This window comes from Arthrobacter sp. TmT3-37, from assembly GCF_054510835.1.
The window spans coordinates 73918-96776 of the sequence record NZ_JBTNDU010000001.1; the positions used below are offsets into that span (position 1 = coordinate 73918).

General features: G+C 72.3%; 16 protein-coding genes. 3 read left to right on the forward strand and 13 right to left on the reverse strand.

Annotated elements, in window-relative coordinates; genetic code table 11:
- Positions 1–133: 133 nt before the first annotated feature.
- A complete protein-coding gene (locus ACX80U_RS00290) occupies positions 134–1531 on the forward strand; it encodes a zinc-dependent metalloprotease (protein ID WP_459267336.1) in 1398 nt (465 codons plus the stop codon).
- Positions 1532–1555: 24 nt separating this feature from the next.
- Here the strand turns inward: ACX80U_RS00290 and ACX80U_RS00295 are convergent, their stop codons facing one another.
- From ACX80U_RS00295 to nudC, 3 genes are read right to left on the reverse strand one after another with little or no spacing between them, the layout of a single operon-like run.
- The gene (locus ACX80U_RS00295) at positions 1556–2128 is read right to left on the reverse strand and encodes a YgjP-like metallopeptidase domain-containing protein (protein ID WP_133080961.1); all 573 of its coding nucleotides are present in this window, start codon (positions 2126–2128) and stop codon (positions 1556–1558) included.
- Entirely contained in the window at positions 2115–4223 is a 2109-nt protein-coding gene (locus ACX80U_RS00300) for an ATP-dependent DNA helicase UvrD2 (RefSeq protein ID WP_459267037.1), read from the reverse strand. The genes ACX80U_RS00295 and ACX80U_RS00300 overlap by 14 nt, the downstream gene beginning before the upstream one ends.
- Positions 4223–5179 (reverse strand): NAD(+) diphosphatase, encoded by a 957-nt coding sequence (nudC, locus tag ACX80U_RS00305; RefSeq protein ID WP_133080962.1) that lies wholly within the window; start codon positions 5177–5179, stop codon positions 4223–4225. The genes ACX80U_RS00300 and nudC overlap by 1 nt, the downstream gene beginning before the upstream one ends.
- A gap of 164 nt (positions 5180–5343) precedes the next feature.
- On the opposite strand from nudC, the gene ACX80U_RS00310 reads away from it, so the two are divergent.
- Positions 5344–6882 (forward strand): phosphotransferase, encoded by a 1539-nt coding sequence (locus ACX80U_RS00310; RefSeq protein ID WP_459267038.1) that lies wholly within the window; start codon positions 5344–5346, stop codon positions 6880–6882.
- Between the two features lie 132 nt (positions 6883–7014).
- On the opposite strand, the gene ACX80U_RS00315 is transcribed toward ACX80U_RS00310, so the two are convergent.
- Genes ACX80U_RS00315 through ACX80U_RS00325 form a run of 3 tightly spaced genes read right to left on the reverse strand, consistent with a single transcriptional unit; the run spans position 7015 to position 14309 of the window.
- Entirely contained in the window at positions 7015–10440 is a 3426-nt protein-coding gene (locus ACX80U_RS00315) for an ATP-dependent helicase (protein ID WP_459267039.1), read from the reverse strand.
- Positions 10437–13790 (reverse strand): ATP-dependent helicase, encoded by a 3354-nt coding sequence (locus ACX80U_RS00320; protein WP_459267040.1) that lies wholly within the window; start codon positions 13788–13790, stop codon positions 10437–10439. Before ACX80U_RS00320 ends, ACX80U_RS00315 begins: the two co-directional genes overlap by 4 nt.
- A 57-nt stretch (positions 13791–13847) precedes the next feature.
- Positions 13848–14309, reverse strand: a complete 462-nt coding sequence (locus ACX80U_RS00325) for an MGMT family protein (RefSeq protein WP_459267041.1) — start codon at positions 14307–14309, stop codon at positions 13848–13850.
- 74 nt (positions 14310–14383) lie between these two features.
- Here ACX80U_RS00325 and ACX80U_RS00330 point away from each other — a divergent pair, with 74 nt between their 5' ends.
- Positions 14384–15178 carry an exonuclease domain-containing protein gene (locus ACX80U_RS00330; protein ID WP_459267042.1) on the forward strand — a complete coding sequence of 265 codons (795 nt, stop codon included), beginning with the start codon at positions 14384–14386 and terminating at the stop codon, positions 15176–15178.
- An 8-nt stretch (positions 15179–15186) separates the two neighbouring features.
- On the opposite strand, the gene hemL is transcribed toward ACX80U_RS00330, so the two are convergent.
- The 7 genes from hemL to hemG all read right to left on the reverse strand — a co-directional run bounded on the left by hemL (position 15187) and on the right by hemG (position 22859).
- The gene (gene hemL, locus ACX80U_RS00335; protein ID WP_133080967.1) at positions 15187–16512 is read right to left on the reverse strand and encodes a glutamate-1-semialdehyde 2,1-aminomutase; all 1326 of its coding nucleotides are present in this window, start codon (positions 16510–16512) and stop codon (positions 15187–15189) included.
- A gap of 18 nt (positions 16513–16530) precedes the next feature.
- A complete protein-coding gene (gene hemB, locus ACX80U_RS00340) occupies positions 16531–17517 on the reverse strand; it encodes a porphobilinogen synthase (protein ID WP_459267043.1) in 987 nt (328 codons plus the stop codon).
- Positions 17518–17530: 13 nt separating this feature from the next.
- Positions 17531–18388 carry a uroporphyrinogen-III synthase gene (locus ACX80U_RS00345; protein WP_459267044.1) on the reverse strand — a complete coding sequence of 286 codons (858 nt, stop codon included), beginning with the start codon at positions 18386–18388 and terminating at the stop codon, positions 17531–17533.
- A gap of 6 nt (positions 18389–18394) precedes the next feature.
- Positions 18395–19342: a hydroxymethylbilane synthase gene (gene hemC, locus ACX80U_RS00350; RefSeq protein ID WP_133080970.1), complete on the reverse strand. Its 948-nt coding sequence runs from the start codon at positions 19340–19342 to the stop codon at positions 18395–18397.
- On the reverse strand, positions 19339–20496 hold the full coding sequence (locus ACX80U_RS00355) for a ferrochelatase (protein WP_208741747.1): 1158 nt from the start codon (positions 20494–20496) through the stop codon (positions 19339–19341). Before ACX80U_RS00355 ends, hemC begins: the two co-directional genes overlap by 4 nt.
- Positions 20497–20543: 47 nt before the next feature.
- A complete protein-coding gene (gene hemQ / locus ACX80U_RS00360) occupies positions 20544–21260 on the reverse strand; it encodes a hydrogen peroxide-dependent heme synthase (protein ID WP_459267045.1) in 717 nt (238 codons plus the stop codon).
- 72 nt (positions 21261–21332) lie between these two features.
- Positions 21333–22859: a protoporphyrinogen oxidase gene (gene hemG, locus ACX80U_RS00365; RefSeq protein WP_459267046.1), complete on the reverse strand. Its 1527-nt coding sequence runs from the start codon at positions 22857–22859 to the stop codon at positions 21333–21335.

The window sequence follows — 22859 nt, forward strand, 5'->3', positions numbered from 1 at the left end:
CACAACCGGCAGGAGTGGCACCGCCCTCCCGCCCGGACCCGCCAAGCTACTCCCAGGACCGGTGGTATCAGTGACCAACCCATCCAACCCCTCGAACGGCGACGACGACACGCCCCAGGACCCGCTGTCCGAGATGCTGTCGAAGATGTTCGGAGGCGGGGCCGGCGGCATCGATCCCCAGGAGATCGCGAAGGCCGCGGGGCTGCCCTCCGATCCGGCGGCGATGGCCATGATGATGCAGCAGGTCCAGGCCATGTTCTCCACGACGAGCGACGGGCCGGTCAACTGGCAGATGGCCCACGAACAGGCGCGTCGCGTCGCCGCGGCCGACAACGACCCCTCGGTCACCGCGCTCCAGCGACGGAGTGTGGACGAGGCCCTGAAGCTCGCGGAACTGTGGCTCGACCCGGTGACCGATTTCCCGAGCACCGGTCAGCTCGGTCGTGCCTGGTCCCGCGCGGAGTGGGTCGAGGCCACCATGGCCACCTGGCGCCGCCTCACGGAGCCTGTCGCGACGAGCATCGCCAAGGCACTGTCCGACGTCATCTCCGAGCAGCTCCCGGACGAGATGAAGTCGATGATGGGCATGATGGGCGGCCCCGCCTCCATGCTGCAGAACGTCGGCGGTGCGATGTTCGGCATGCAGCTCGGACAGGCGGTCGGCGCCCTGTCCAAGGACGTCGTCGGATCGACGGACATCGGAGTTCCGCTCGCCGAAGGGCGCATGGCCCTGCTGCCCGCGAACGTGGCGGCGTTCGGCGAGGGCCTCGACATCCCCGAGCAGGAGGTGCAGCTCTTCCTCGCGGTCCGCGAGGCCGCCCACGTCCGCCTCTTCACGCACAGCCCCTGGCTCACGGGGCACCTCCTCGGCAGCATCGAGCGCTACGCCCGGGGCATCCACATCGACATGGGGAAGATCGAGGAAGCCGCCAGGGACATCGATCCGACCAATCCGGAGAGCCTTCAGGGCGCCCTCTCGCAGGGTGTCTTCATGCCCGGACGGACGCCCGAACAGGACACCGCGCTCATCCGCCTCGAGACGACCCTGGCCCTCGTCGAGGGCTGGGTCGACGAGACGACCGCAGCTGCCGCCGCCAATCTCCCCTCCGCCGGTGCGCTGCGCGAGATGCTGCGCCGCCGCCGGGCGACCGGCGGACCGGCCGAGCACGCGTTCGCATCGCTCGTCGGCCTCGAGCTGAGGCCGCGGAGGCTGCGCGACGCCGCAGCCCTCTGGTCGCACCTGACCGAGGAGCGCGGCATCGACGGGCGCGACGCCCTCTGGCAGCACCCCGATCTGCTGCCCACGGCCGAGGACCTCGACGACCCGGCGGGATTCTCCGGGCGCCGCAAGCTCATCGAGTCCTCCGACGCCGATGTCGACGCCGCCCTGCAGCGTCTGCTGGCGGGCGGGTTCGAGCCGCAGGACGACGCCTCCGACGGGGACTCCGGGGAAGCAGCACCCGGGACCGCGGATGACGAGGACGGAAGCGGCACGGACGGATCGGCGGCGGACGGCGACGGACCGCGCTGAGCGCGCGGACTGCACTGCCACCGGCTAGAAGGCGTCCTGCCCGGTCGGAGGAAGACCGCGCTGTGCGGCGAAGGCGGCCCCGTCGAGGAACGCCTTCGCCGTCTCGGTGCGTGGATAGCTGGTGAGCAGCTCCCAGAACACGGCATTGTGCGAGGGTTCGACGAGGTGCGCCATCTCGTGGAGGATGACGTAGTCGACGACCCAGTCGGGCATGCCCTGCAGCTTGTGCGACAGGCGGATGGACCGGTGCGCGGGGGTGGCGGACGCCCAGCGGGAATTCTGGTTGGTCACCCAGCCGATCGTCGCCGGCACTCCCCTGCCACCGAGGTATTGCGCCGCGAGGTGCCTGGCCCTCCGGAGCAGCGCGGTCGGGTCGTCCTCGAGGGCGGGGGCCGCGAGGTACTTCGCCGACATCCGCTCGACCATCCGTTCGACCCAGTGGTGCTCCTGGCTCGCCGAGAAGTGTCCCGGGATGGAGACGCGGATCACCCCGTCCCTGATATCGGCACTGACGGTGCGCTTCCGGCGTGCGGATCGCCGCACCTCGACCGGCAGACGCGACCCGTCCGGCCGCCCCGGGGCGTCAGGCGTTGTCACTGATGATCTCGAGAACGGCCTCGCCGTACCGCTCGAGCTTTGCCGAGCCGACACCGGCCAGCCCCCCGAGTTCGTCGAGGGTCTCCGGCCGGGCCTCGGCGATGGCGACGAGGGTCGCGTCCGTGAAGACGACGAAGGCGGGCACGTCCTTGTCGCGGGCCTCCACGAGCCGCCATGCGCGCAGCGCTTCGAAGGTCTGTTCCTCGTAGGTGGCCGGGCAGTCGTTGCAGCGTCCCATCTTCCGCTCCGAGCCGGTGAGGAGCGGCCGCTTGCACACGCGGCAGACGGCCGGCCCGGCGGCCTTGCGGGTGGCCTTCGCTCGCGGCTGCCGGAAGGATGCCTGTCCCGTGCCGGCCGGACGCAGCGCATCGAGGAACCGTGAGGGCTTCCTGCTGGCGCGACCGCCCGGGGAGCGTGACGTGGACCAGGACATCGAGAGGTGGATACGCGCGCGGGTGATCCCCACGTACAGCAGCCGGCGCTCCTCGTCGATGGCCTCCTGCGTGTCGGCGAACGAGATGGGCATGAGTCCCTCGCTCAGCCCGACGAGGAAGACGGCGTCCCACTCCAGCCCCTTCGCGGAGTGCAGCGACGCCAGGGTGACGCCCTGCACCGTCGGGGCATGCTGGGCCGCTGCCCTCTCCTCGAGCTCGGCGACGAACATCTGCAGGGTGAACGCCTCCGGCCCCCGCACGCGGTTGAGCTCGTCGGCCAGGCCCACCAGGGCAGCCAGCGACTCCCACTTCTCCCGTACCGCCCCCGAGTTCTGGGGTGCCACGGACGTGTAGCCGAGCGAGGCGAGGACGTCCCGTACCTGCTGGGGGACGTCGTCGTCGCCCTGCGTGCGTGCCGCAGCGCGCAACTGGAGGAGCGCGTCGCGGACCTCGCGGCGCTGGAAGAACCTCTCGCCGCCGCGCAGCTGGTACCCGATGCCGGCACTCGCCAGTGCCTGCTCGTACGCCTCCGACTGCCCGTTCGTCCGATAGAGGATGGCGATCTCGCTCGCCTTCACGCCCTGGTCGAGCAGCACGCCGATGCGCCGCGCGCACTCGGCCGCTTCGGCCTCGTCGTCGCTGCACTCGGTGAAGACGGGCTCCGGCCCCGGTTGTCGCTGGGCGACCAGCTCGAGCGGAGCGGACCAGGTGGTGCCGGTCGCGCGGCGGTCCACCTCGCCGCTCCGTGCGGCCAGCAGGGTGTTCGCCGCGCGGACCACCTGGGGTGTGGACCTGTAGTCGCGGACAAGCCTGACCACCTGCGCACCCTCGTAGCGTTTGGTGAAGTCGAGCAGGTGGCGCGATGTCGCACCCGTGAACGAGTAGATGGTCTGGCTGGCGTCACCGACGACACACAGCTCGCGCCGTTCCCCGAGCCACAGGTCCAGCATGCGCTGCTGCAGCGGGGAGACGTCCTGGTACTCGTCGACCACGAAGTGGCGGTACTGGGCCCGCACGGTGGCGGCGACCTTCTCGTCCTCCTCGAGGATCGCGACGGTCGTCAGCAGGACGTCCTCGAAGTCGATCAGGTTCCGGTCGATCTTCAGGTCCTCGTACGCCGAGAAGATCCGCGACACCGTGGTGAGGTCCATCCCCGCCGGCTCCGCCCGGCCCGCTGCGGCCGCTGCGTAGGCATCCGGGGTCAGCATCGAGACCTTGGCCCATTCGATCTCCGCCGCCACGTCACGGATCGCGGCGCGGTCCGTCGACAGGCGGAGCCGCCGCGCCGACTCCGCGATCAGCTGCGCCTTGTGGTCGACCAGGGCGGGCAGGGGTCCGCCGACGGCCTGAGGCCAGAAGTACTGCAACTGGCGGAGGGCTGCGGCATGGAACGTGCGGGCCTGGACGCCACCCGCGCCGAGGTCCCGGAGCCGCGTGCGCATCTCCGCCGCGGCACGCGCTGTGAAGGTCACCGCGAGCACCTGCTGCGGCTTGTAGACACCGGTGTGCACACCGTAGGCGATCCTGTGGGTGATGGCCCGCGTCTTTCCCGTACCGGCCCCGGCCAGGACGCACAGAGGACCGGAGAGGGAGCTGGCCACCATGCGCTGTTCGTCGTCGAGCCCCTCGAGGATGCTCTCCTCGAGCAATAGTCCGGACACTAGGGACGCGCCTCCGACGGCTCCTCGTCGAGCGGTCCGCCGTACCAGCGTTCGATCAGGGCGCGGGCGATCGAGATGCCACCCGCGACCGCGATCGTGCCGTCGCGCACCTCGGCGAACAGCTCCTCGCGCGTGAACCACCGCACGGACCGCATCTCCGCCCGGTCCGGTACGGCGTCGGTCGTGACGGCGCGCGCCGTGAAACCGAGCATCAGGGACGCGGGGAAGGGCCAGGGCTGCGATCCGAGGTACTGCGGGGCCTCGACCTCGATGCCGGACTCCTCGCCGACCTCGCGGATCACCGCGGCCTCGAGCGACTCGCCGGGTTCCACGAATCCTGCGAGGGTCGAGTAGCGGTCCTCCGGCCACGCGACGGCGGATCCGAGCAGCAGGCGGTCGTCGTCGTCGATCACGGAGACGATGATCGCGGCGTCGGTCCGGGGGTAGTGCTCGGAGTCGTCCGTGGGGCACCGGCGCACCCAGCCGCCGGCGCGCACCTCGGTCGGCGTGCCGCACCGCGGGCAATGCGTGTGGGTCGCATGCCAGTTCGCGATGGCGGCCGCCTCGACGAACAGGCCGGCATCGCGGGCATCGAGGGACGCGGCGATGTCCCGCAGACCGAGCCACTGCTCGGGCGGCGCCAGGGAGGTGTCCTCCTCGGCAAGGACCGCGAGGACCACGCTGCGCCCGGCATCCGGGGCGCCCTCGTTGATGCGCCCCAGGTAGACGAGCAGGTCGGGCCGCTCCACCTGTGCGGGCGCGACCAGCCGGAGCGCGCTCCCCTGCACCGGCGCCTTCCCCCGGACGAGGGCGAGCACCCTCGTCCCCGGCGAGGCCCACAGGGTGTCGAGAAGGTTCTCGGACGTCCTCGAGTCGCCGTCGCGGTCCGCATCGGCCCGCGAGAGCGGCAGCGATCCGAGGGGTGGCAGCACGAGTGTCCGGAGGGGATCGATCATGCTTCTACGGTACGTTCTCACTCTCCCAAAACACATTCTGCGCAGTGGGGGGTGGAGGAGTAGTGCGAGCGCGAAGACGAGTGGTGCATCTGACGACTCGCCGCGCCGGAACGGCTCCGGCTGCCGCGGGACGCCCTACGGTGGAAGGTGTGAAACGGACACCCATGGAACTTGCTGCCATCGCCAGCGCCGCGGTACCTGGCCTGGCTCCGACAGGGGTCGCCGGTGCTCCCGATGATGCTGCCGATTTCGACTCGGCGCTGCTGGTCGACGACGCCGGGAAGCAGTGGCGGGTGCGTTCGCCGAAACATGCCGAAGCGAGCATGCGGCTCGAGACCGAACTGCAGGCGCTCCGCGCCTTCACCCCGGCCGTCAAGGCCGAACTCCCTTTCCTCATCCCGCACATGGCCGGCAGTGTCCGCCAGGGTGAGCTCAGCACCTTCGTGTACTCCCACCTCGCCGGGACCACCAGGACGCTGGAGGCACTCACCGCCGGTGGGACCACGATGGCACAGGAAGTGGGCCGGGCCATCGCCGCGATCCATGCCCTGCCGAAGGACATGGTGCAGCGCGCGGACCTGCCCAGCTACGAGGCCGACGAGTACCGCCAGCGCAAGCTGAACGAACTCGATCAGGCCGCGACCACGGGCAAGATCCCGTCGATCCTGCTGCGCCGGTGGGAGCACGCACTGGAGGACGTCGCCCTGTGGCGGTTCAGCCCGACGGTGGTGCACGGAGACCTGCACGAGGACCACCTCCTCGTCGCCGCCGGCCGCGTGTCGGCGGTCACGGGCTGGACGGACCTGTGCATCGGCGATCCCGCGGAGGACTTCGCCTGGCTTGCAGCCGCCGAGGACGCCCCCTTCGTCGACGCCGTCCATGCGGCCTATGCGCAGGCCAGGGCGACCGCCGTCGACCCCCACCTGTGGCGGCGGGCGGCGCTCGCCGCCGAGTTCGCACTCGCGCAGTGGCTCGTACGCGGCGTCGCCCTCGAGGATGCCGCGATGGTCCACGAGGCGGAGGAGATGCTGGCCACCCTCGAGGCGGACGTCGAGTCCATCGAGCGTGAGCAGCACGAAGCTGCCGAGCGGGCCCGGCACGCCCACGAGGTGCGCCTCGAATGGGGCAACGAGCACGGCACCGACGCGTACGACGACCAGCACGGGCACCGGGAGGATCGGGACGCCGTCCCCGGAGCCGAGGAGGTGGCCGGTGGCCACCGGGACGGCGTCGGGACCGGCGCCGGTGATCCCGTCCGCGAACCCCGCGACGGGGCGGTGCACGACGGCCCCGCCCAGGACCCGCGGTCGGGCTCCGGCACCGGCCACGCCCCACAGGACCGGACCGGCAGCCACGCCTACGACCCGCACGCACCCGCGGCGGACCGCGGGTCCGACCCCACCCGGATGCAGGCGTCGATCCCCTCCGGGCACCGCGACGGCTCCTCCGGAGACTCGTTTGGAGACTCGTCCGGAGACCCCTCGGGCGACCACTCAGGGGACCGGTCCGGGCACCGACCCGGCGAGGCGGATCCGGCTACGCCGTCCGGAGCGTCACCGGCCTACCTGCGCCTGACGGCCGGGCGGCAGCGGTCCGCCGGTACGTCGACGAAGGTCACCCTGCTCCGGAGCAGCGGACCGGTGGCCGGCTCCCCGGACGACGTGGCGACCTCGGCACTGCCGATCGTGTCCTTCGGCAGCTGACGCCAGGGCCTCGCCCTCGTCAGGGCGTCCCGCGGTGCAGCGCCGACGAGGTGGCCGGCAGTACGGCCGGTCAGCCCTTCCATCCACCTCCGGGCCTCGGACGGACGGCGCGGCCCCTCCCCGGCCTGAGGGTCAGGAGCCGGCCGCCGTGTCCGCCGCTGCGATGATGGCTTCCAGTTCCGCTGCGTCCGCGAGGTCGTGCGGGCGCACGACGAGGTTGTCGGCGACGTAGAAGAAGGCCGCCCGGACCGTGTCCAGCGGCACCTCCTTCAGCCTCGACCAGGCCAGGCGGTACACGGCCAACTGCACGGCCTTGGCAGCGCGGCGGTCCGGGGAGGGCGGGCGGCCGGTCTTCCAGTCGATCAGGTCCCATCCGCCGTCGGAATCGCGGAAGACGGCATCGATCCGGCCACGCACCACGATGCTGCCGATCTTCGTCTCGATGGGGGCCTCGATGGCGGCGGGTTCACGGAGGGCCCACTCGGACCTCTCGAAGATGGCGGCCATGTCCTTCAGGCCGAGTGTCTCGTCCACGTAGACGTCCGCCCCGCCCGGGTACTCCCCGAGGTCGAGCATGCCGCCGGAGCCGTAGAACTCCTCGATCCAGGCATGGAACGCCGTCCCCTTGCGGGCCGCCGTACCGGGCCGGCGCGGGAGCGGGCGCCGCAGCTGCTGCATGACCGCCTCGGGATCTTCCCGGAGCTCCACGAGGGTGGATGCGGAGATGTGGGACGGCAGCGTGAGCGGCAACCGTTCGCGTTCGCGGGCCTGCCGCGCCAGTGCGAGGCGGACCTCCCGACCCCACCGCCCCCCATCGACGTCGACCTCCAGCGTGGGGGCTGCGGCCTGCTCCAGGACGGCCTGTGCGGCGCGTTCCATCGGGCTCCGCCGGGGCCCGAGCGGGTCGAAGGGCCAGCTCGCCCGTTCCGGCCGGGCATTGGCCGGGTTCGTGTCGCCCTGGTGCTCCTCCTGCAGCCAGTGCGGCAGGGTGTAACCCGCGGCACCGGCCTCCGCGAGGGTCACCAGATCGTTCAGGTAGGCCGAGGGAGCCGAGGGTTTGGACCGTCCGCCGCCCCAGGACGAGGATGTGCAGACCAGGGCGTGCTTGGCCCGCGTGAACGCCACGTAGGCGAGCCGGCGTTCCTCCCGTTCCGCATGCGCCCTGGCTTCCTCCGTGAAGTCCTTCTCGCTGGCGAGCCACTCCTTCTGGTCCTGCTGCTCCCAGTCCCAGTGCGGCAGCTCGGCAGCGTCGCCGCGCAGCGGCCACGGGATCGAGGAGTCCCCGCTGCTCCAGCGCGAGTCCTTCCCGCTCGGGAAGGAACCCTCGTTGAGTCCCGGCACGAACACGACGTCCCACTCCAGCCCTTTCGAGGCATGGACCGTCAGCAGCTGCACCGCGTCCCTGCTCGCCTCGAGCTGCGCTACGGGCAGCCCGTCCTCCTCCTGGTCCGCCGCTTCGAGCCATGCGAGGAATGCCGGGAGGTCGACCCGCTCGGCGGTGGAGACGAATCCGGCGACGGCCTCCGTGAAGGCATCGAGGTTACGGCGTGCCTCGTGGATGCTCACCCCCGGCTTGGCGGCCACCTCGATGTCCAGGAGGATGGTGCGCTCCACCTCGCCGATCATGCTGCCGAGGTCGTCACCCACGAAGCTGCGGAGGGCGCGCAGTTCTCGCCGGAGGGCATCGAGCCGCCGTCGCGCGGGATCACTCAGCGTCCGGCCGGAGGAGGACACCCACCCGGCCGGCGGGAGGTGGTCGACGGCCTCCACCAGGCTGCCGGCCTCGGCCAGGTCCGGTGCGACGACGGCGTCCCGGCTCTGGTCGTCGTCGAGCTCCTCCCCTGCGGCGTCGCCGCGCCTGAACATCGCCTCGCGGGTACGGGCGAGCTGCCTCGACCAGTCGCCCAGTGCCATGAGGTCTGCCGGTCCCAGCCGCCATCGTGCTCCCGCCAGGAGCCGCAGCATCGAGTCCGAGCGGTCGGGGTCGCCCAGCACCCTGAGGGTGGCCAGCAGGTCGACGATCTCGGGGGTCCGCAGCAGGCCGCCGAGGCCCACCACCTGAACCGGGACGCCCGCACGCTCCAGTTCCCGACGAATCGGCTCGAACTGTTTGCGTCCCCTGCACAGCACGGCCATCGTCGGGCGGAGGGGGTTCCCGGCGTCGTCGGTCTCGAAGCTCCGGCGGCGCTGGCGCAGGACCTCCCGCGTCACCGCCTCCGCCTCGCTCAGGGTGGACGGGGCCGCCGGGCCGGCAGGCGATACCGCCTCCTCGGCGGCGTCGGCGCCCCCGACGGGGGCATCGGTGAGGAAACGCCCCAGCGTCACCTCACCCAGTGGCGCCCCGGGGCGCGCGACGAGTCCGGGGACCTGCTGGACCGTGGTGTTGCGGAGCCATGGTGCGGGCACGTTCAGGGGCGCCGACACCGTGTTCGCCGCCTCGAGGATCGAGGTCGAGTTACGCCACGCGACCGACAGGTGGGCCACCTCCGACGGTGCCCGCCCTTCGCCGGTCACCCGCGGGAACGCAGTACGGAAGGTGGCCAGCTGCCCCGCCGACGCTCCCCTGAAGCCGTAGATCGACTGGTGGGGATCGCCCACGGCGGTGACGGAACGACCGTCCGCGAAGAGCCTCGAGAACAGCACCATCTGGGCGTGGGAGGTGTCCTGGAACTCGTCGAGCAGCACCACCCTGTACTTCTCGCGCTCCATCCTCCCGGCCTCCGGTATGTCCCGGGCGATCCGCGCTGCAAGGGAGACCAGGTCGCCGAAGTCGAGCTGGCGGCGCGCGAGCTTGGCGGCGGCGTAGCGCTCCGCGAGTTCCGTCACGGTGACGCGGGTGCGCAGCTTGTCGAGCAGCTCCTGCACCTTCTGCGTGGCGGCCCTGGTGGACCCTGCGACGTAGGGCTGGGCGACGACGTGATCGATGTGGCGACGGAGCTCGTCCCGGACGGTCCCGGGCGTGACGAGGTGCTCCGCGCACTCGCCGGCCATGTCGAGCACCGCCTTCACGAGCGTGCTCTTGGCGGCCGTGAAGTGTTCCCACTCGCCGTCGTACGCCTCCACGACGGAGTGGGCGAGCTGCCAGGACTGGGCCGTGCCGAGCATGACCGAATCCCGCTCGACCCCGATGCGCAGGCCGTAGTCCTGGACGATGCCGTTTGCGAAGGAGTGGTAGGTGGAGATGGCGGGATCGAGCCGGTCGAGCGCATCCCCACCTGCGGTGTCGCGATCGTCGTGGGCGAGTGCCGTATAGAGTTGCGCGAGCCGCTGCCGGACGCGGGACGCGAGCTCGCCCGCCGCCTTGCGGGTGAAGGTGACACCGAGGATCTGCTCGGGCCGCACGAGGTTGTTGGCGACGAGCCAGACGACCCTGTCCGCCATCGTCTTGGTCTTGCCCGAACCGGCTCCGGCGATGACGAGGAGGGGCTCCAGCGGAGCCTCGATGACGCGGGCCTGGTCCTCCGTCGGGTACTGGACCGGGGCATCCGGGTCGGCATGGAGCAGTTCGGCCAGCCGCCGGGCCGAATAGGTCGGGGTTGCACGCGGCTCGGCCGTCACTGCGTCACCTGCTTTCCCTCTTCACACAGCGGACAGATCTCCGGCAGGCGACAGCCGCTCCCGCCGAAGCCCGAGCGGCGTGGGTCGTGGATGGTGTCGAAGGTCGCGGCCGCCATGAGGACGGCGGCGTCCTCGATCATGGTCCGCGCCCACGCGTCCTCGGGACCCACGGGTGGCTGTTCCTGGACGGAGATCCCCTTCGCCTTGGTCCCCAGCTGCACGAGGGACGCACCACCCGGCTCCCGGGACCCGGCACCGGCCGTCGCACCGCCATCGGCCGGCCCGTTGCCGGCGTCCCCGTCCGGGGTGTCGAGCAGGGCGCCCGAGGCGACGGCGGTCTGGTAGGCCGCGAGCTGCGGATGACGGGCGATGTCCGCGCCGACGGGTGCGCTCTTCCCCGTCTTCAGGTCGACGACCACGAACCTGCCGTCGGCGTCGAGTTCCAACCGGTCGATCTGGCCGCGCAGGCGGGCGATCCTGTCCGCACCCCCGATCCTCATGTCGAGGTCCACGGAGAAGTCGACCTCGGTCGCCTGCAGCGACCTGCCCGCCTGCCGCATCCACAGCACGTACGCCGCCAGCTTCCGCACCATGCCCTCGGCCCGCCGGAAGTCGGACTGGCCCTCCCACGAATCCTTCATGCCGAGCTGCGGCCAGCGCCGTTCGAGTTCCCGGACGTACTCGGTACCGCTCGCCTCCGGCATGTCCTGCGCGATCTGATGCACGAGCGTCCCGAGGGACCGTGCGAAGTCCGTGGTCCGCTCCCCTCCGGCCGCGGACACGAACCAGCTCAGGGGTGAGGTGAGGACCGATTCGACCTTCGAGGGCGACACGGGGATGGGCTGGTCCTCGGGGACGACCGGCTCCTCGCTGCTCAGGTCCAGGACGCCCCACCACTGGGCCGGGTGCGCACCCGGTACCGGCGGCTCGAGGACCGCCATCCGGCCGAGATGCCGGACCGCCTCGCCGGACAGTGCGGCGCCGGCCTGCGGGTCCTGGGCGAACTTGCGCAGCTCGGCGACGAGGGCGCGCAGCGTGACCGGTCGCAGGACCTCGGTCCGTGCCCGCTCGGCGGTGCCGGCAGGAAGCGGATCCAGGACGTCGAGGAACTGGGACGGCTGCTCGTCCTGGGACGCGACCGCGCAGCACACCAGCTCCTGGGTGGCGCGGGACACGGCGAGGGAGAACGTGCGCAACTCGTCGAAACGGATGTCCTGCAGCAGGGACACGGGGTCCCGGTTGCTCCGGAACGACTCGCCGTAGTCGAGCAGCGCGCGCAGCTCACCGGATCCGAGGAGCTCGCCGCGCAGCCTGAGGTTCGGCCAGACACCGTCCTGCACACCGGCGACGATCACGAGGGGCCAGTGACGACCGGCCGCACTCGCGGGCGTGAGCACCGACACCGAGGCCTGGCGGGTGGTGCGCTGCGCGAGGGTGTCCATGGGGATGTCCTGGCTGAGGATGTAGTCGAGGAACAGGCCCGGATCCGCACCCGGCATCTGTTCGACGAAGCGTTCCGCCGTGTGGAACAGGGCCATCATCGCGTCCAGGTCCCGATCGGCGCGCGTCGACGACGGGCCCTCCGACAGGGCCGCGCCCGACCACTGCTGCGCGAGGCCGGAGGCCGACCAGAGCGCCCACAGGACGGTCTCCGGATCGCTCCCGGGATCGGCGGCCGCCGCCCTCCCCGCGTCCAGCATCCGGTGCAGGCGCCGCACGGGGGCACCCTCGGAGGGCAGCGCGGCGATCTCCTCGGGCGAGGCGAACAGGGCTGTCAGGAGCTCGTCGCTCGTGCGGCCCCCGCCCTGCTGCAGTTCCGTACGCCGCAGGACCTGGCGGAGGCGTCGGAGGTCCAGGCTGCCCGCGCCGCCGATACGCGACGTGAGCAGCGAGATGCACAGCTCGGTGTCGAGCTCACCGCGTCCCACGACCACCGCGTACAGGTCCAGCAGCGGACGGACGGCGGGTTCCTCCCGGATGGCCGTCTCCGCCGCGGGCACGTTGACGGCGATGCCCTGCGCCGTCAGGAAGCGCTGCACCGCGGACACCTGTGCGCCGTTCCGGACGATGACGGCGATGTCGTCGAGGCTGCGTCCGCCGAACAGATGGGCCTCGAGCACCCGCTGCGTGACGAAGCGCTGCTCGTGGAAGGCGCTGTCGAGCACATGGGCGGACACCGTCGGGCCGGGCGCCCCGCGCCCCGCCGTCACGTCGTCGGGCGCGGCGTCCTGGCGTGGATGCTGCCGGGCGTCCGCGTCCGCGTCGGCGTCCTCCGGCCGGTGCGGCTGGGACCGGTAGGCGGTACTCACGCCCGTGGTCGAGATGCGCGCGGCGACGTTGCTCCAGGCCTTGGCCAGCCGGCCGTGCAGCGTCAGCGACGCGGGCAGGGTCACCGTCGTCAGGCCGCCGCCCCGCCGGAAGAGGGTGGAGAGACGCCCGGTCAGTTCGGGACGCGCTCCGCGGAAGCCCTGTGCCACGGTGTCGGGGCAGGAGGTGACGACGACGTCCTTGCCCGCTCCGATGAGGCCCAGCAGTGCGTGGACGGCGGGATTCGCCTCCTGGTAGTCGTCGACGAGCACGAGCTGCAGGCGTCTGCGCTCCCTGTCGAGGAAGTCGCGGTCGGTCTCGAGGAGCTCCCGTGCCGCCGTGAGGATTCCCGCCGGGTCGAAGGCCTCGGGCATGCGGAGGTCGAGGACGTCGCGGTATTCGCGGTACAGCGCGGCCGCCGCCACCCAGTCCGGCCGGTCGAACCGCTCGCCCCAGGCCGCCAGGTCGTCGGCCGGCACGCCGTACTCGCTCACGCGGTCGAACAGGTCGCGGATCTCCTGCCGGAAGCCCCGCGTCGGCAGCGCGAGGGCCAGGCTCGCGGGCCAGGCGAGCTCGGGGGCTCCGTCGCGTCCGTGCCCCGAGAGGAGTTCCTTGATGATGAGGTCCTGCTCGGCCCCGGACAGGAGCCGGGGCGGCCTCGTGATGGCGGGGGTGCGGCCCTCGGCCCGGGCGCGGCGGATGAGATCGAAGGCGTAGGAGGCCCAGGTGCGGGCAGGGGCGGTGCTGATGCTGCGCTCGAGCTTGGCGGTGAGCTCGTCGCGGAGCCTCGTCGCGGCGGCACGCGTGGGGCCGAGGAGGAGGAGCCCCTCGGGATCCACGCGCCCCTCCCCGATCCGCAGGACCGCGAGGTCCGTGAGCAGCGAGGACTTCCCGCTCCCGGGGGCGCCGAGGACCAGGACCTGGCCGGAGACGTCCCGCAGCGACTCGAGGACGGCGTCGTAGCCGTCCGCCGGGTCCGCGGCGGGCCCGGCGACGGTAGTGCCGGAGGACGCCGTCGGGGCGTCATGGAGGGTGCTGGTCATGGTCCTAGACCATCACATCCCACGGACAATCGAGGGCATGCGCGGGGGTGTCCTGCATTACGGCCCGGCGTGGCTCAGGGACGCGCCGACAGCGGCCACCAGGGCCAGTTCCCCGCCGGACGGCGACCACCGCGCACGCCCCAGGTCGACGCGGTAGTCCCCCGGGTCCGACGGCACCGACGGCACCGACGGCACCGACAGAGGGGTGCCCTCGGCGTCGTAGCGTGCACGGGCCTCCAGTTCCAGTCCGCGGGGCGGCAGCCCTCCGGCCCGGAGGACGCGCCACCACGGGACGGCGCGGGTGCTGCGCGACAACGCCCTCCCCACCTGGCGCGGCCCGCCCGCCTCCAACAGTTCGGCGACGTCGCCGTAGGTCAGGACCATGCCCTGCGGGATCAGCTCGGCGATGCGCAGGACCGCCTCCGCGTACACCGCGGGACTACCGTGCCGGCGGTGCACAGGACCGGGGACGACGGCGTCGCTGCGGGCAGGAGCGACGCCATGGACTCGTGGCTGCATCCGCCAACCCTAGCCCGGCCCGCGGAACGGGGCGCCGGGGCCGTTTGGTCGGACCCCGCCGGTACCGTGGGGCCATGACCAGCTGGCATGAGTGTCCGAGGGCCGCCTTCGACCTCGAGACGACGGGACGGGACCCGCTGACGGCCCGGGTCGTCACCGCGACCATCGTGCTCGTCGACGGCGCCGGGGAGGTGCTCGAGCACCACGAGTGGCTGGCGGATCCGGGCATCGAGATCCCGGACGACGCCGCTGCGATCCACGGGGTCACGACGGCCCACGCCCGGGCGAACGGCCTGCCCGCCGCCGAGGTGGTCCGCGGCATCGCCGCGGTCCTCGCCCGGCTCTTCACCGCCGGCGTGCCCGTCCTCGCCTTCAACGCGCGGTACGACTTCACGGTGCTCGCGCAGGAGGGCCGCCGCCACGCCGTGGCGGTCCCCCCTCCCATGCCGGTGATCGATCCGTTCATCCTGGACAAGCAGGCGGATCGTTACCGGCGCGGCAAACGGACGCTGACGGCGCTCTGCGAGCACTACGGCATCCGGTTCGAGAACGCCCACACCTCCGCGGCCGACGTCCTCGCGACGCTGCAGGTGGCCCGGGTCCTCGCCGAACGGTACGCCTTCCTGCGCCGGCCCGCCGTCGAGCTCCATGCCGCGCTGATCGGCTGGGCCGAACGTCAGGCCGCCGGCTTCGAGGAGTACCTGCGCCGGACGGAACCGACCGCGGTGATCGAACGGGCCTGGCCGGTCGTCGAGCCCGACGTACCCGGCGTCGAGCCTGCCGGACACGCTGTCGGACCCGCCCTCGAGACTGTCCGGCCCACCGACGCCGCGACTCCGCCGCTGCATCCGGTGGCCACTCCCGCCTGACCGCCCGGCTAGTCGACCGGGACGGCCTCGGCTGCCGCCCGCGCCGCCGCGGGAAGCGCAGCGTGGATGCGCTCCATCGCCGCGTCGTCGTGCGCCGCGGAGAGGAACCAGGCCTCGTACACCGAGGGCGGCAGGTACACGCCCGAGTCGAGCATGGAGTGGAAGAACGGCCCGTAGCGGAACGCCTCCTGTCCCTGCGCGTCGGCGTAGTTCCACACGCCGTGCTCGGCGGTGCCGAACGCGACGCTGAAGAGGTTCCCCGCCCGCTGGATCGAGTGGTCGACGCCGGCCTTCGACAGTTCCGCCGACAGGGCGTCGCCCACCTCGAGCGAGCGGGCGTCGACGTGCCGGTAGACGTCCTGCGTGGCCGCCGTGAGGGTGGCGACGCCTGCCGCCATGGCGATCGGGTTGCCGGACAGGGTGCCGGCCTGGTAGACCGGCCCGATCGGAGCGAGGTAGTTCATCACGTCCGCGCGACCGCCGAGCGCCGCCGCGGGGATGCCGCCGCCGATCACCTTGCCGAAGGTCAGCAGGTCGGGCGTCCACGGGTGCTCCGCGTCGTCCGCCCCTCCGGTGAGCTTCCAGTAGCCACCGGCATGCGTGCGGAATCCGGTCATGACCTCGTCCACGATGAACAGGGCCCCGTGCTCGGAGGTGATGCGGCTGAGGAAGGCGTTGAAACCGGGAGCCGGGGTCACGACCCCCATGTTCGCGGGGGCCGCTTCCGTGATGACGGCGGCGATACGCTCGCCGTGCGTGCGGAATGCCTCCTCGACGGCCTCGACGTCGTTGTAGGGCAGGACGAGGGTCTCCGCCGTCGTGGCCTCCGTGACACCGGCCGAACCGGGCAGCGCGAGGGTCGCCACGCCGGAACCGGCGGACGCGAGGAGGCTGTCCACGTGCCCGTGGTAGCACCCGGCGAACTTCACGATCAGGTTGCGCGACGTGAAGCCGCGCGCCAGGCGTACCGCCGTCATGGTGGCCTCGGTACCGGTGGACACCATGCGCAGGAGTTCGACGGCGGGCACGCGTTCCTTCACCAGCTGGGCGAGGTCCGCCTCGGCGGGCGTCGAGGCACCGAAGGTGAGTCCGTGGTCGACGGCGCGATGGACGGCCGCGATGACGTCCGGGTGGGAATGCCCGAGCAGGGCCGGTCCCCACGAGCAGACGAGGTCCACGTACTCCGTGCCGTCGGCGTCGGTGACGTAGGCCCCGTGGGCGTCGACGAGGAAGCGCGGGGTACCGCCGACGGACCCGAAGGCCCGCACGGGGGAATTGACGCCGCCGGGCATGAGGGCGCGGGCGCGTTCGTACAGGTTCTCAGAAGTCGTCATGACGGTCCTTGGCTGGTTCTAGTGGTCGGTCTCGTCGAGCCAGAGCGCGAGCTCCGAGGCCCAGTAGGTGAGGATCATCTGTGCGCCGGCGCGCTTGATGCCGAGCACGGACTCCTCGATGGCGCGGCGGCGGTCGATCCAGCCGTTGGCGGCCGCGGCCTCGATCATCGCGTACTCCCCCGAGATCTGGTAGGCGGCGACGGGGACGGGCGACATCGCTGCGACGTCGGCCAGGATGTCCAGGTAGCTCATGGCCGGTTTGACCATCACCATGTCGGCGCCCTCCTCGAGGTCGAGCTCGACCTCGAGGATCGCTTCCCGGCGGTTCGCCGCGTCCATCTGGTAGGTCCGGCGGTCACCCGTGAGCTGGGAGTCGACGGCCTCGCGGAACGGTCCGTAGAACGCGGAGGCGTACTTCGCCGCGTAGGCGAGCACCGCGGTGTCCTGGTGCCCGGCCTCGTCGAGCGCCTGGCGGATGACGGCCACCTGGCCGTCCATCATGCCCGACGGGCCGAGGATATGCGCACCGGCCCTCGCCTGCTCCACGGCCATCTGCGCATAGAGTCCGAGCGTCGCGTCGTTGTCCACGGAGCCGTCGGCCGCGAGGACGCCGCAGTGCCCGTGATCCGTGAACTCGTCGAGGCACACGTCACTCATCACGACGAGGGCGTCGCCCACCTCGGAGCGGACATCCGCGATCGCGCGGTTCAGGACGCCGTCCGGGTCGATGCCAGCGCTGCCCGTCGCATCACGGTGCGCGGGGATGCCGAAGAGCATGATGCCGCCGACGCCGCGCTCCACGGCTTCCGACGCCGCGCGCCTGAGGGAGTCCGTGGTGTGCTGCACCACGCCGGGCATGGACAGGATGGGAACGGGCTCGTCGAGTCCTTCCCGGATGAAGGCGGGCAGGATCAGCTCGGACGGATGGACACGGTACTCGGCGACCATGCGTCGCATGGCCGGCGTCGAGCGCAGCCTCCGCGGGCGGTGCTGGGGGAAACTCATGGCTGATCTCCGTTCAGTGGTGCGGGTGCAGGTAGGTGGGTTCGGCCCGGGAGAAGGCCTCCCGGACGGCCCGGGCGATCCCCTGCGGTGTGGGTTCCGCCGCCGTCGCTCCCGGCTCCCAGCCCTGCGCGCGCAGGGCTGCGGCCGTCGTGCGCCCGATGGCGACCGGGAAGAAGGCGAGTGGCCCGCTCCCCAGCTTTTCATGGAACTGCCGGACCGTGCTCGGCGCCGTGAAGACGACGGCGGGGTGGACAGCATCGGCGGCCAGCGCGGCGAGATCCCGACGGGACAGCAGGGGCGGCTGCACTCCCGGCTCCTGGATCGCCGGGACCCGCCGCGCCGCGTCGGCGGGGTAGGGCACGGTGCGGTAGGCCTCCACACGACGGACTGCCCAGCCGCGTCCGGCGAGGCCGGCCTGCAGGTCCCCCGGGGCGAGGTCCCCCTGCGGCACGAGCACCGCGCCGGTACCGTGCGGGAACTCACCCAGCAGGCCGGCCGACGACGCGTCCCGCGGCACCAGGTGGACCTCGATGTCGGAGTCCGCCAGCAGGCGCGCGGTGGTCGAGCCGACGGCGGCGACCCTCGTACCGCCCGCGCGGACCAGCTCCGGGAGGGACGTGGGCCCGGACGCCGCGACGAGCTCGAGCGCCCGGACGGCGTTCCCGCTGGTCACGACCAGCCACTCGTACGCCCCCCTGCCGAGCGCACCCAGTTCCGCGGCGACGGCAGCGACGTCCGCGGGCAGTTCGGTGTCGGTCAGTGGCAGGGCGAACACACGCAGGCCCGCCGCGCGGAGCGCATCGGCGATCCGGGCGGACCGCTCGGGGTGCCGGAGGATGAGCACCGACGGGAGCGCCCGATCGTGGGTCATGCGGGCCTAGCTGTTCAGCGGCGCGATGTCGGCTGCGCCGGCGGCCAGCAGCTCCTCTGCGAGTTCGAGCCCGAGCCGCGCGGCGGCCACGGCGTCCGTCGCGGGTGCCGAGCGCGTGAGCCGGAGGATCGACCGGCCGTCGAGGCTGCACACCACGGCCTCCAGCGCGAGCTCGTCGCCGCGGAGGTGTGCGAGGGCGCCGATCGGTGCCGCGCAGCCTGCCTCGAGCTGCAGCAGGACCGCGCGCTCCGCGGTCACCGCGAGCCGGGTCGGCAGGTGGTCGTAGTCCGCGAGGGCTCCGCGCAGCTCGGGTGTCGGCTCCGACTCGCGGCACTCGACCGCGAGGGCGCCCTGGCCGGGCGCGGGCAGCATGACGTCGGTGTCGATCAGCTCCGTGATGGCGTCCTGGCGTCCCAGCCTCCGCAGTCCTGCCGCGGCGAGGACGACGGCGTCGAGGTCACCGGGCGCACCGATCACGAGTCCGGCGACGCGTCCGAGGCGCGTGTCGACGTTCCCGCGGATGTCGACGACCTCGAGCCCCGGCCGCGCCGACCGCAGCTGCGCGGCGCGCCGCGGGGAACCGGTGCCCACGCGTGCGCCGTCGGGAAGCGTGGCGAGCGTCAGTCCGTCCCGTGCGCACAGGGCGTCACGGACGTCCTCACGCTCGGGCACCGAGGCCACGGTGAGCCCTGGAGCCGGGAGCGTGGGCAGGTCCTTGAGCGAGTGCACGGCGATGTCGCACCGCTCCTCGAGCAGTGCGTCCCGGAGGGCGGCGACGAAGACGCCGGTGCCGCCGATCTGCGAGAGCGACCCCTTGGAGACGTCCCCTTCCGTGCGGACGCGGACGAGGTCGTAGGGCAGCCCTGCGAGGTCCGAGACCCGCTCCGCGACCGTCGTCGTCTGCGTCATCGCGAGGGCGCTGCCCCGCGTCCCGACCCGGATGTGCCCGGTCATTCGGTACCGGGGTTGGGCAGCGGCGTCCCCACGGTGGAGTCGACCGCCGCGATGGTCGGCTTCTCGCCGCGGCGGTTGGCACAGCAGTTCGGTCGGCAGACGTCGTACCAGGGGCCGAGGGCGGTCGCCGACGGGCGGTCGGCGATGTTGTTGTCGATGGTCCGCTCGAGGATCAGGTCGACCAGGCCCTCGACGAACTTCCGGTGCGTGCCCGGGGTGGGCACGCGATCGGCGACGATCCCGAGTTCACCGCAGGTCTCCATCGCCTCGGTGTCGAGGTCCCATGCCACCTCCATGTGGTCGGAGACGAATCCGAGCGGGACGATGACGGCCCCGCGCGTCCCGTTCTCGTAGCGGTCCCGGAGGGCGTCGCTGATGTCCGGCTCGAGCCACGGGATGTGCGGTGCACCCGAGCGGGACTGGTAGACCAGCGACCATTCGACCCCCTCGGACTCCGGGATCCTGTCCAGCACGGCCTGGGCGGTCGCGAGGTGCTGCGCCACGTAGGCGCCTTCCTCGTGGGCCGGGCCGCCCTCCCCGTTGCGGGGTCCTGCCGCCTCGGCGTCGCCCATGGGGATCGAGTGTGTGGAGAACATGATGTGCACGGGCGCGTCCGGCGTGCCCTGTTCGGCGAGTCCTGCACGGACCGTGGCGAGCCCGGCCGCCACGCCCTCGACGAAGGGCTCCACGAACCCGGGGTGGTCGAAGTACTGCCGGACCTTGTCCACCTCCAGCCGTCCCTCGAGGCCGGTCTTCACGAGGGCCATCCCGAGGTCTTCACGGTACTGGCGGCAGCTCGAGTAGCAGGAGTAGGCGCTCGTGGTGACGGCGAGCACCTTGCGGTGGCCGGCGTCGTAGGCCTCCTGCAGCGTGTCCGCGATGAAGGGCTCCCAGTTGCGGTTGCCCCAGTAGACGGGCAGGTCGATCCCGCGCCGGCGCAGTTCCGCCTCCATGGCGGCGCGGAGCGCGCGGTTCTGGCTGTTGATGGGGCTGACCCCGCCGAAGGCGCGGTAGTGGTGCGAGACCTCCTCGAGGCGCTCGTCCGGGATGCCGCGGCCGCGCGTGACGTTCCGCAGGAAGGGGATGACGTCGTCCTGCCCCTCGGGACCGCCGAAGGAGGCGAGCACGACGGCGTCGTACGCCTTGGGGGCCATGCGCCCGTCCGCGTCGACCCCGTCGAGTGGGTTGAAAGCCTGTGTCGTCACTTGAGCACCTCTGCTATCTCGTCGTGGTGGATCCGCCGGCCCGTGTAGAAGGGCACTTCCTCGCGGACATGGCGGCGTGCTTCCGTCTCCCGGAGGTACCGCATGAGGTCCACGAGGTCCACGAGGTCGGGAGCCTCGAGTGCCAGGATCCATTCGTAGTCGTTGAGGGCGAAGGATGAGACCGTGTTGGAGATCACCTGGGGGTACTTGCGGCCCTTCATCCCGTGGTCCGTCAGCATCTCGCGGCGCTCCTCGGTGGGGAGGATGTACCACTCGTAGGACCGGACGAACGGGTACACGCAGACCCATTCGGCCGGCGCCACCCCGCGGGAGAAGGCCGGACTGTGGGACTTCGAGAACTCGGCGTCGCGGTGGACCCCCATCGCCGACCACACCATGGAGGTCCCGGCGAACGTCCCGGTGCGGCGGAGCCTGCGGATCGCGGCCTGCAGCGCCTCGGGACGGGGGCCGTGCAGCCAGACCAGGATGTCGGCGTCGGCGCGCATGGCCGAGACGTCGTAGAAACCGCGGAGCACCACGCCGTCCTCCTCGAAGAAGGCGAGGACCTCCTCGAGCGGGGTGCCGGAGTCCGTCGTCGCGGTTCCCCGCCGGAAGACGGTCCAGAGTGTGTAGAACAGCTCACCGGGGGCGTCGGCGCCCTCCCCGGTCTGCTGTGGAGCGTGGGCGGGCCTGCTACCGGTTAGCTCAGTCATGGTACTAGTTTGCCCCCTGCCCGGAGACGATCCGAAATCCTCTTCTTCTACACGCGGTAGAAGCGAGGAATGTCACATCGGGGCGTCGGGAGCGGCCGCATCGAGGGCGTCGGCGAGCACGCCGGCGCGCGCCCTGGCATCGTCGATCACGGCGACGAGGCCCGTCCCGGCGAGCCAGCCGCCCGTGACGGCGAGGGACTTCGACTGGTCGGCGACGAGCGCACGGATGCGTGCCACGCGCTCCCGGTGACCCACGGAGGCGTGGGGCAGGGCACCGGCCCAGCGCACCACGTCCCAGTCGAGCACATCCGCCTCCTGCATCGGGACGCCGAGCAGGGACGAGGCGTCGACGAGCGCGTGGCGGTAGAGGGCATCGTCCGGCGTGGCCAGTCCGACATCGGCCGGGGTGTCCCCCACGCGTCCGTAGGACAGCCGGAGCACGTGCGAGCCGGGTCCGGCCTGGTCGCGCAGCCACGCCCACTTGGCGGTCGCGTGCGTCAGCGCCTTGGCGGCGACTCCCTCCACGCCGCGGGCCACCAGCACACCGGTGCCGCGCGGGCGGGCGTCGAGTTCGGGGACGTCGACGATCAGCGTGACCAGGGCGACGCCCGGCACCGGGTCCGGCCGCTCGCCGGCCACCGCAGGGATGGCCGGACCGAGGAGGTCGACGGCGGCACGGCCCTCGGTCGCGACGAGGACGCCGTCGGCCGGGATCCGTCGCGCAAGGATCGAGTGTTCCGTCGTCACGGTCCACGCCGCGCCCGAGCGGGTGATCGCCGTGACCTGCTCGCCGGTGCGCAGGTCGGCGCCGGCAGCGACGAGTTCCGCCACGAGGGCGTCCCGGAGCTGCGCGATGCCTCCGGCGAGACCGCCGACCGCGGCACCGGCCGGCGCCGCCTGCCGCAGGGCTCCGGCCGCCGCTCCCAGGGAGCCGAGGCGACCCATGGTGGCGCGCAGCCCGGGTGCCACGGAGTCGACGTCGAGGTCGTCGGGGTCCGCCGAGAACACGCCGCCGGCGACGGGCGCCACGAGGCGGGTGAGGACCTCATCCCCCATCCGGGTGCGCACGAGCTCACCGAGGCTGACCCTGGTGCGGGTCGCGAGCGGGCCCACCGGCAGCACCCTGTCGAGGGCTGCCCGGAGGGCGCCGGCCCGGCCGATCACCGCGGTGACGGAGGGATCCGACGGATCCGCGGGGATGCCGAGCACCCCGGAGCTGGGGAGCGGCTGCGCCGAGGCCGCGAGGTCCTTGCCGGGGAGCTGCACCCAGGCGCCGGTCGCGTCGGGGGCCACGATGCGGTCGCCCAGCCCGAGTTCCTCGGCGAGCGAGGGCACGGTGGCGGAGCGGGTGGAGAAGGATTCGGCACCGCTGTCCAGTTGGAGACCGCCGAGCACGCGTCCGTCCACGGTCCCTCCGAAACGGCCGGACCGCTCGAGCAGGGTGACGTGGAAGCCCCGCTGCAGGAGCGTGCGGGCGCCCACGAGGCCGGCCATGCCCCCGCCGATCACGACGACGGTCCGGCGCCGCGGGACCCGCTCCTGCGCCATCGGGTCCCCGTGCGGCCCGGCAGCCCCGTCGCGGTCCCCGCGCCTCGTCAT

What these genes read in the sequence shown, in the direction of transcription:
- ACX80U_RS00290 (WP_459267336.1), top strand. Translation starts at nt 134, where the DNA reads ATGCTGTCGAAGATGTTCGGAGGCGGGGCCGGCGGCATCGATCCCCAG.
- nudC (WP_133080962.1), bottom strand. Translation starts at nt 5,179, where the DNA reads ATGATCGATCCCCTCCGGACACTCGTGCTGCCACCCCTCGGATCGCTG.
- ACX80U_RS00310 (WP_459267038.1), top strand. Translation starts at nt 5,344, where the DNA reads ATGGAACTTGCTGCCATCGCCAGCGCCGCGGTACCTGGCCTGGCTCCG.
- ACX80U_RS00320 (WP_459267040.1), bottom strand. Translation starts at nt 13,790, where the DNA reads ATGACCAGCACCCTCCATGACGCCCCGACGGCGTCCTCCGGCACTACC.
- ACX80U_RS00325 (WP_459267041.1), bottom strand. Translation starts at nt 14,309, where the DNA reads ATGCAGCCACGAGTCCATGGCGTCGCTCCTGCCCGCAGCGACGCCGTC.
- ACX80U_RS00330 (WP_459267042.1), top strand. Translation starts at nt 14,384, where the DNA reads ATGACCAGCTGGCATGAGTGTCCGAGGGCCGCCTTCGACCTCGAGACG.
- hemL (WP_133080967.1), bottom strand. Translation starts at nt 16,512, where the DNA reads ATGACGACTTCTGAGAACCTGTACGAACGCGCCCGCGCCCTCATGCCC.
- hemB (WP_459267043.1), bottom strand. Translation starts at nt 17,517, where the DNA reads ATGAGTTTCCCCCAGCACCGCCCGCGGAGGCTGCGCTCGACGCCGGCC.
- ACX80U_RS00345 (WP_459267044.1), bottom strand. Translation starts at nt 18,388, where the DNA reads ATGACCCACGATCGGGCGCTCCCGTCGGTGCTCATCCTCCGGCACCCC.
- hemC (WP_133080970.1), bottom strand. Translation starts at nt 19,342, where the DNA reads ATGACCGGGCACATCCGGGTCGGGACGCGGGGCAGCGCCCTCGCGATG.
- ACX80U_RS00355 (WP_208741747.1), bottom strand. Translation starts at nt 20,496, where the DNA reads ATGGCCCCCAAGGCGTACGACGCCGTCGTGCTCGCCTCCTTCGGCGGT.
- hemQ (WP_459267045.1), bottom strand. Translation starts at nt 21,260, where the DNA reads ATGACTGAGCTAACCGGTAGCAGGCCCGCCCACGCTCCACAGCAGACC.
- hemG (WP_459267046.1), bottom strand. Translation starts at nt 22,859, where the DNA reads ATGACGAGGCGCGGGGACCGCGACGGGGCTGCCGGGCCGCACGGGGAC.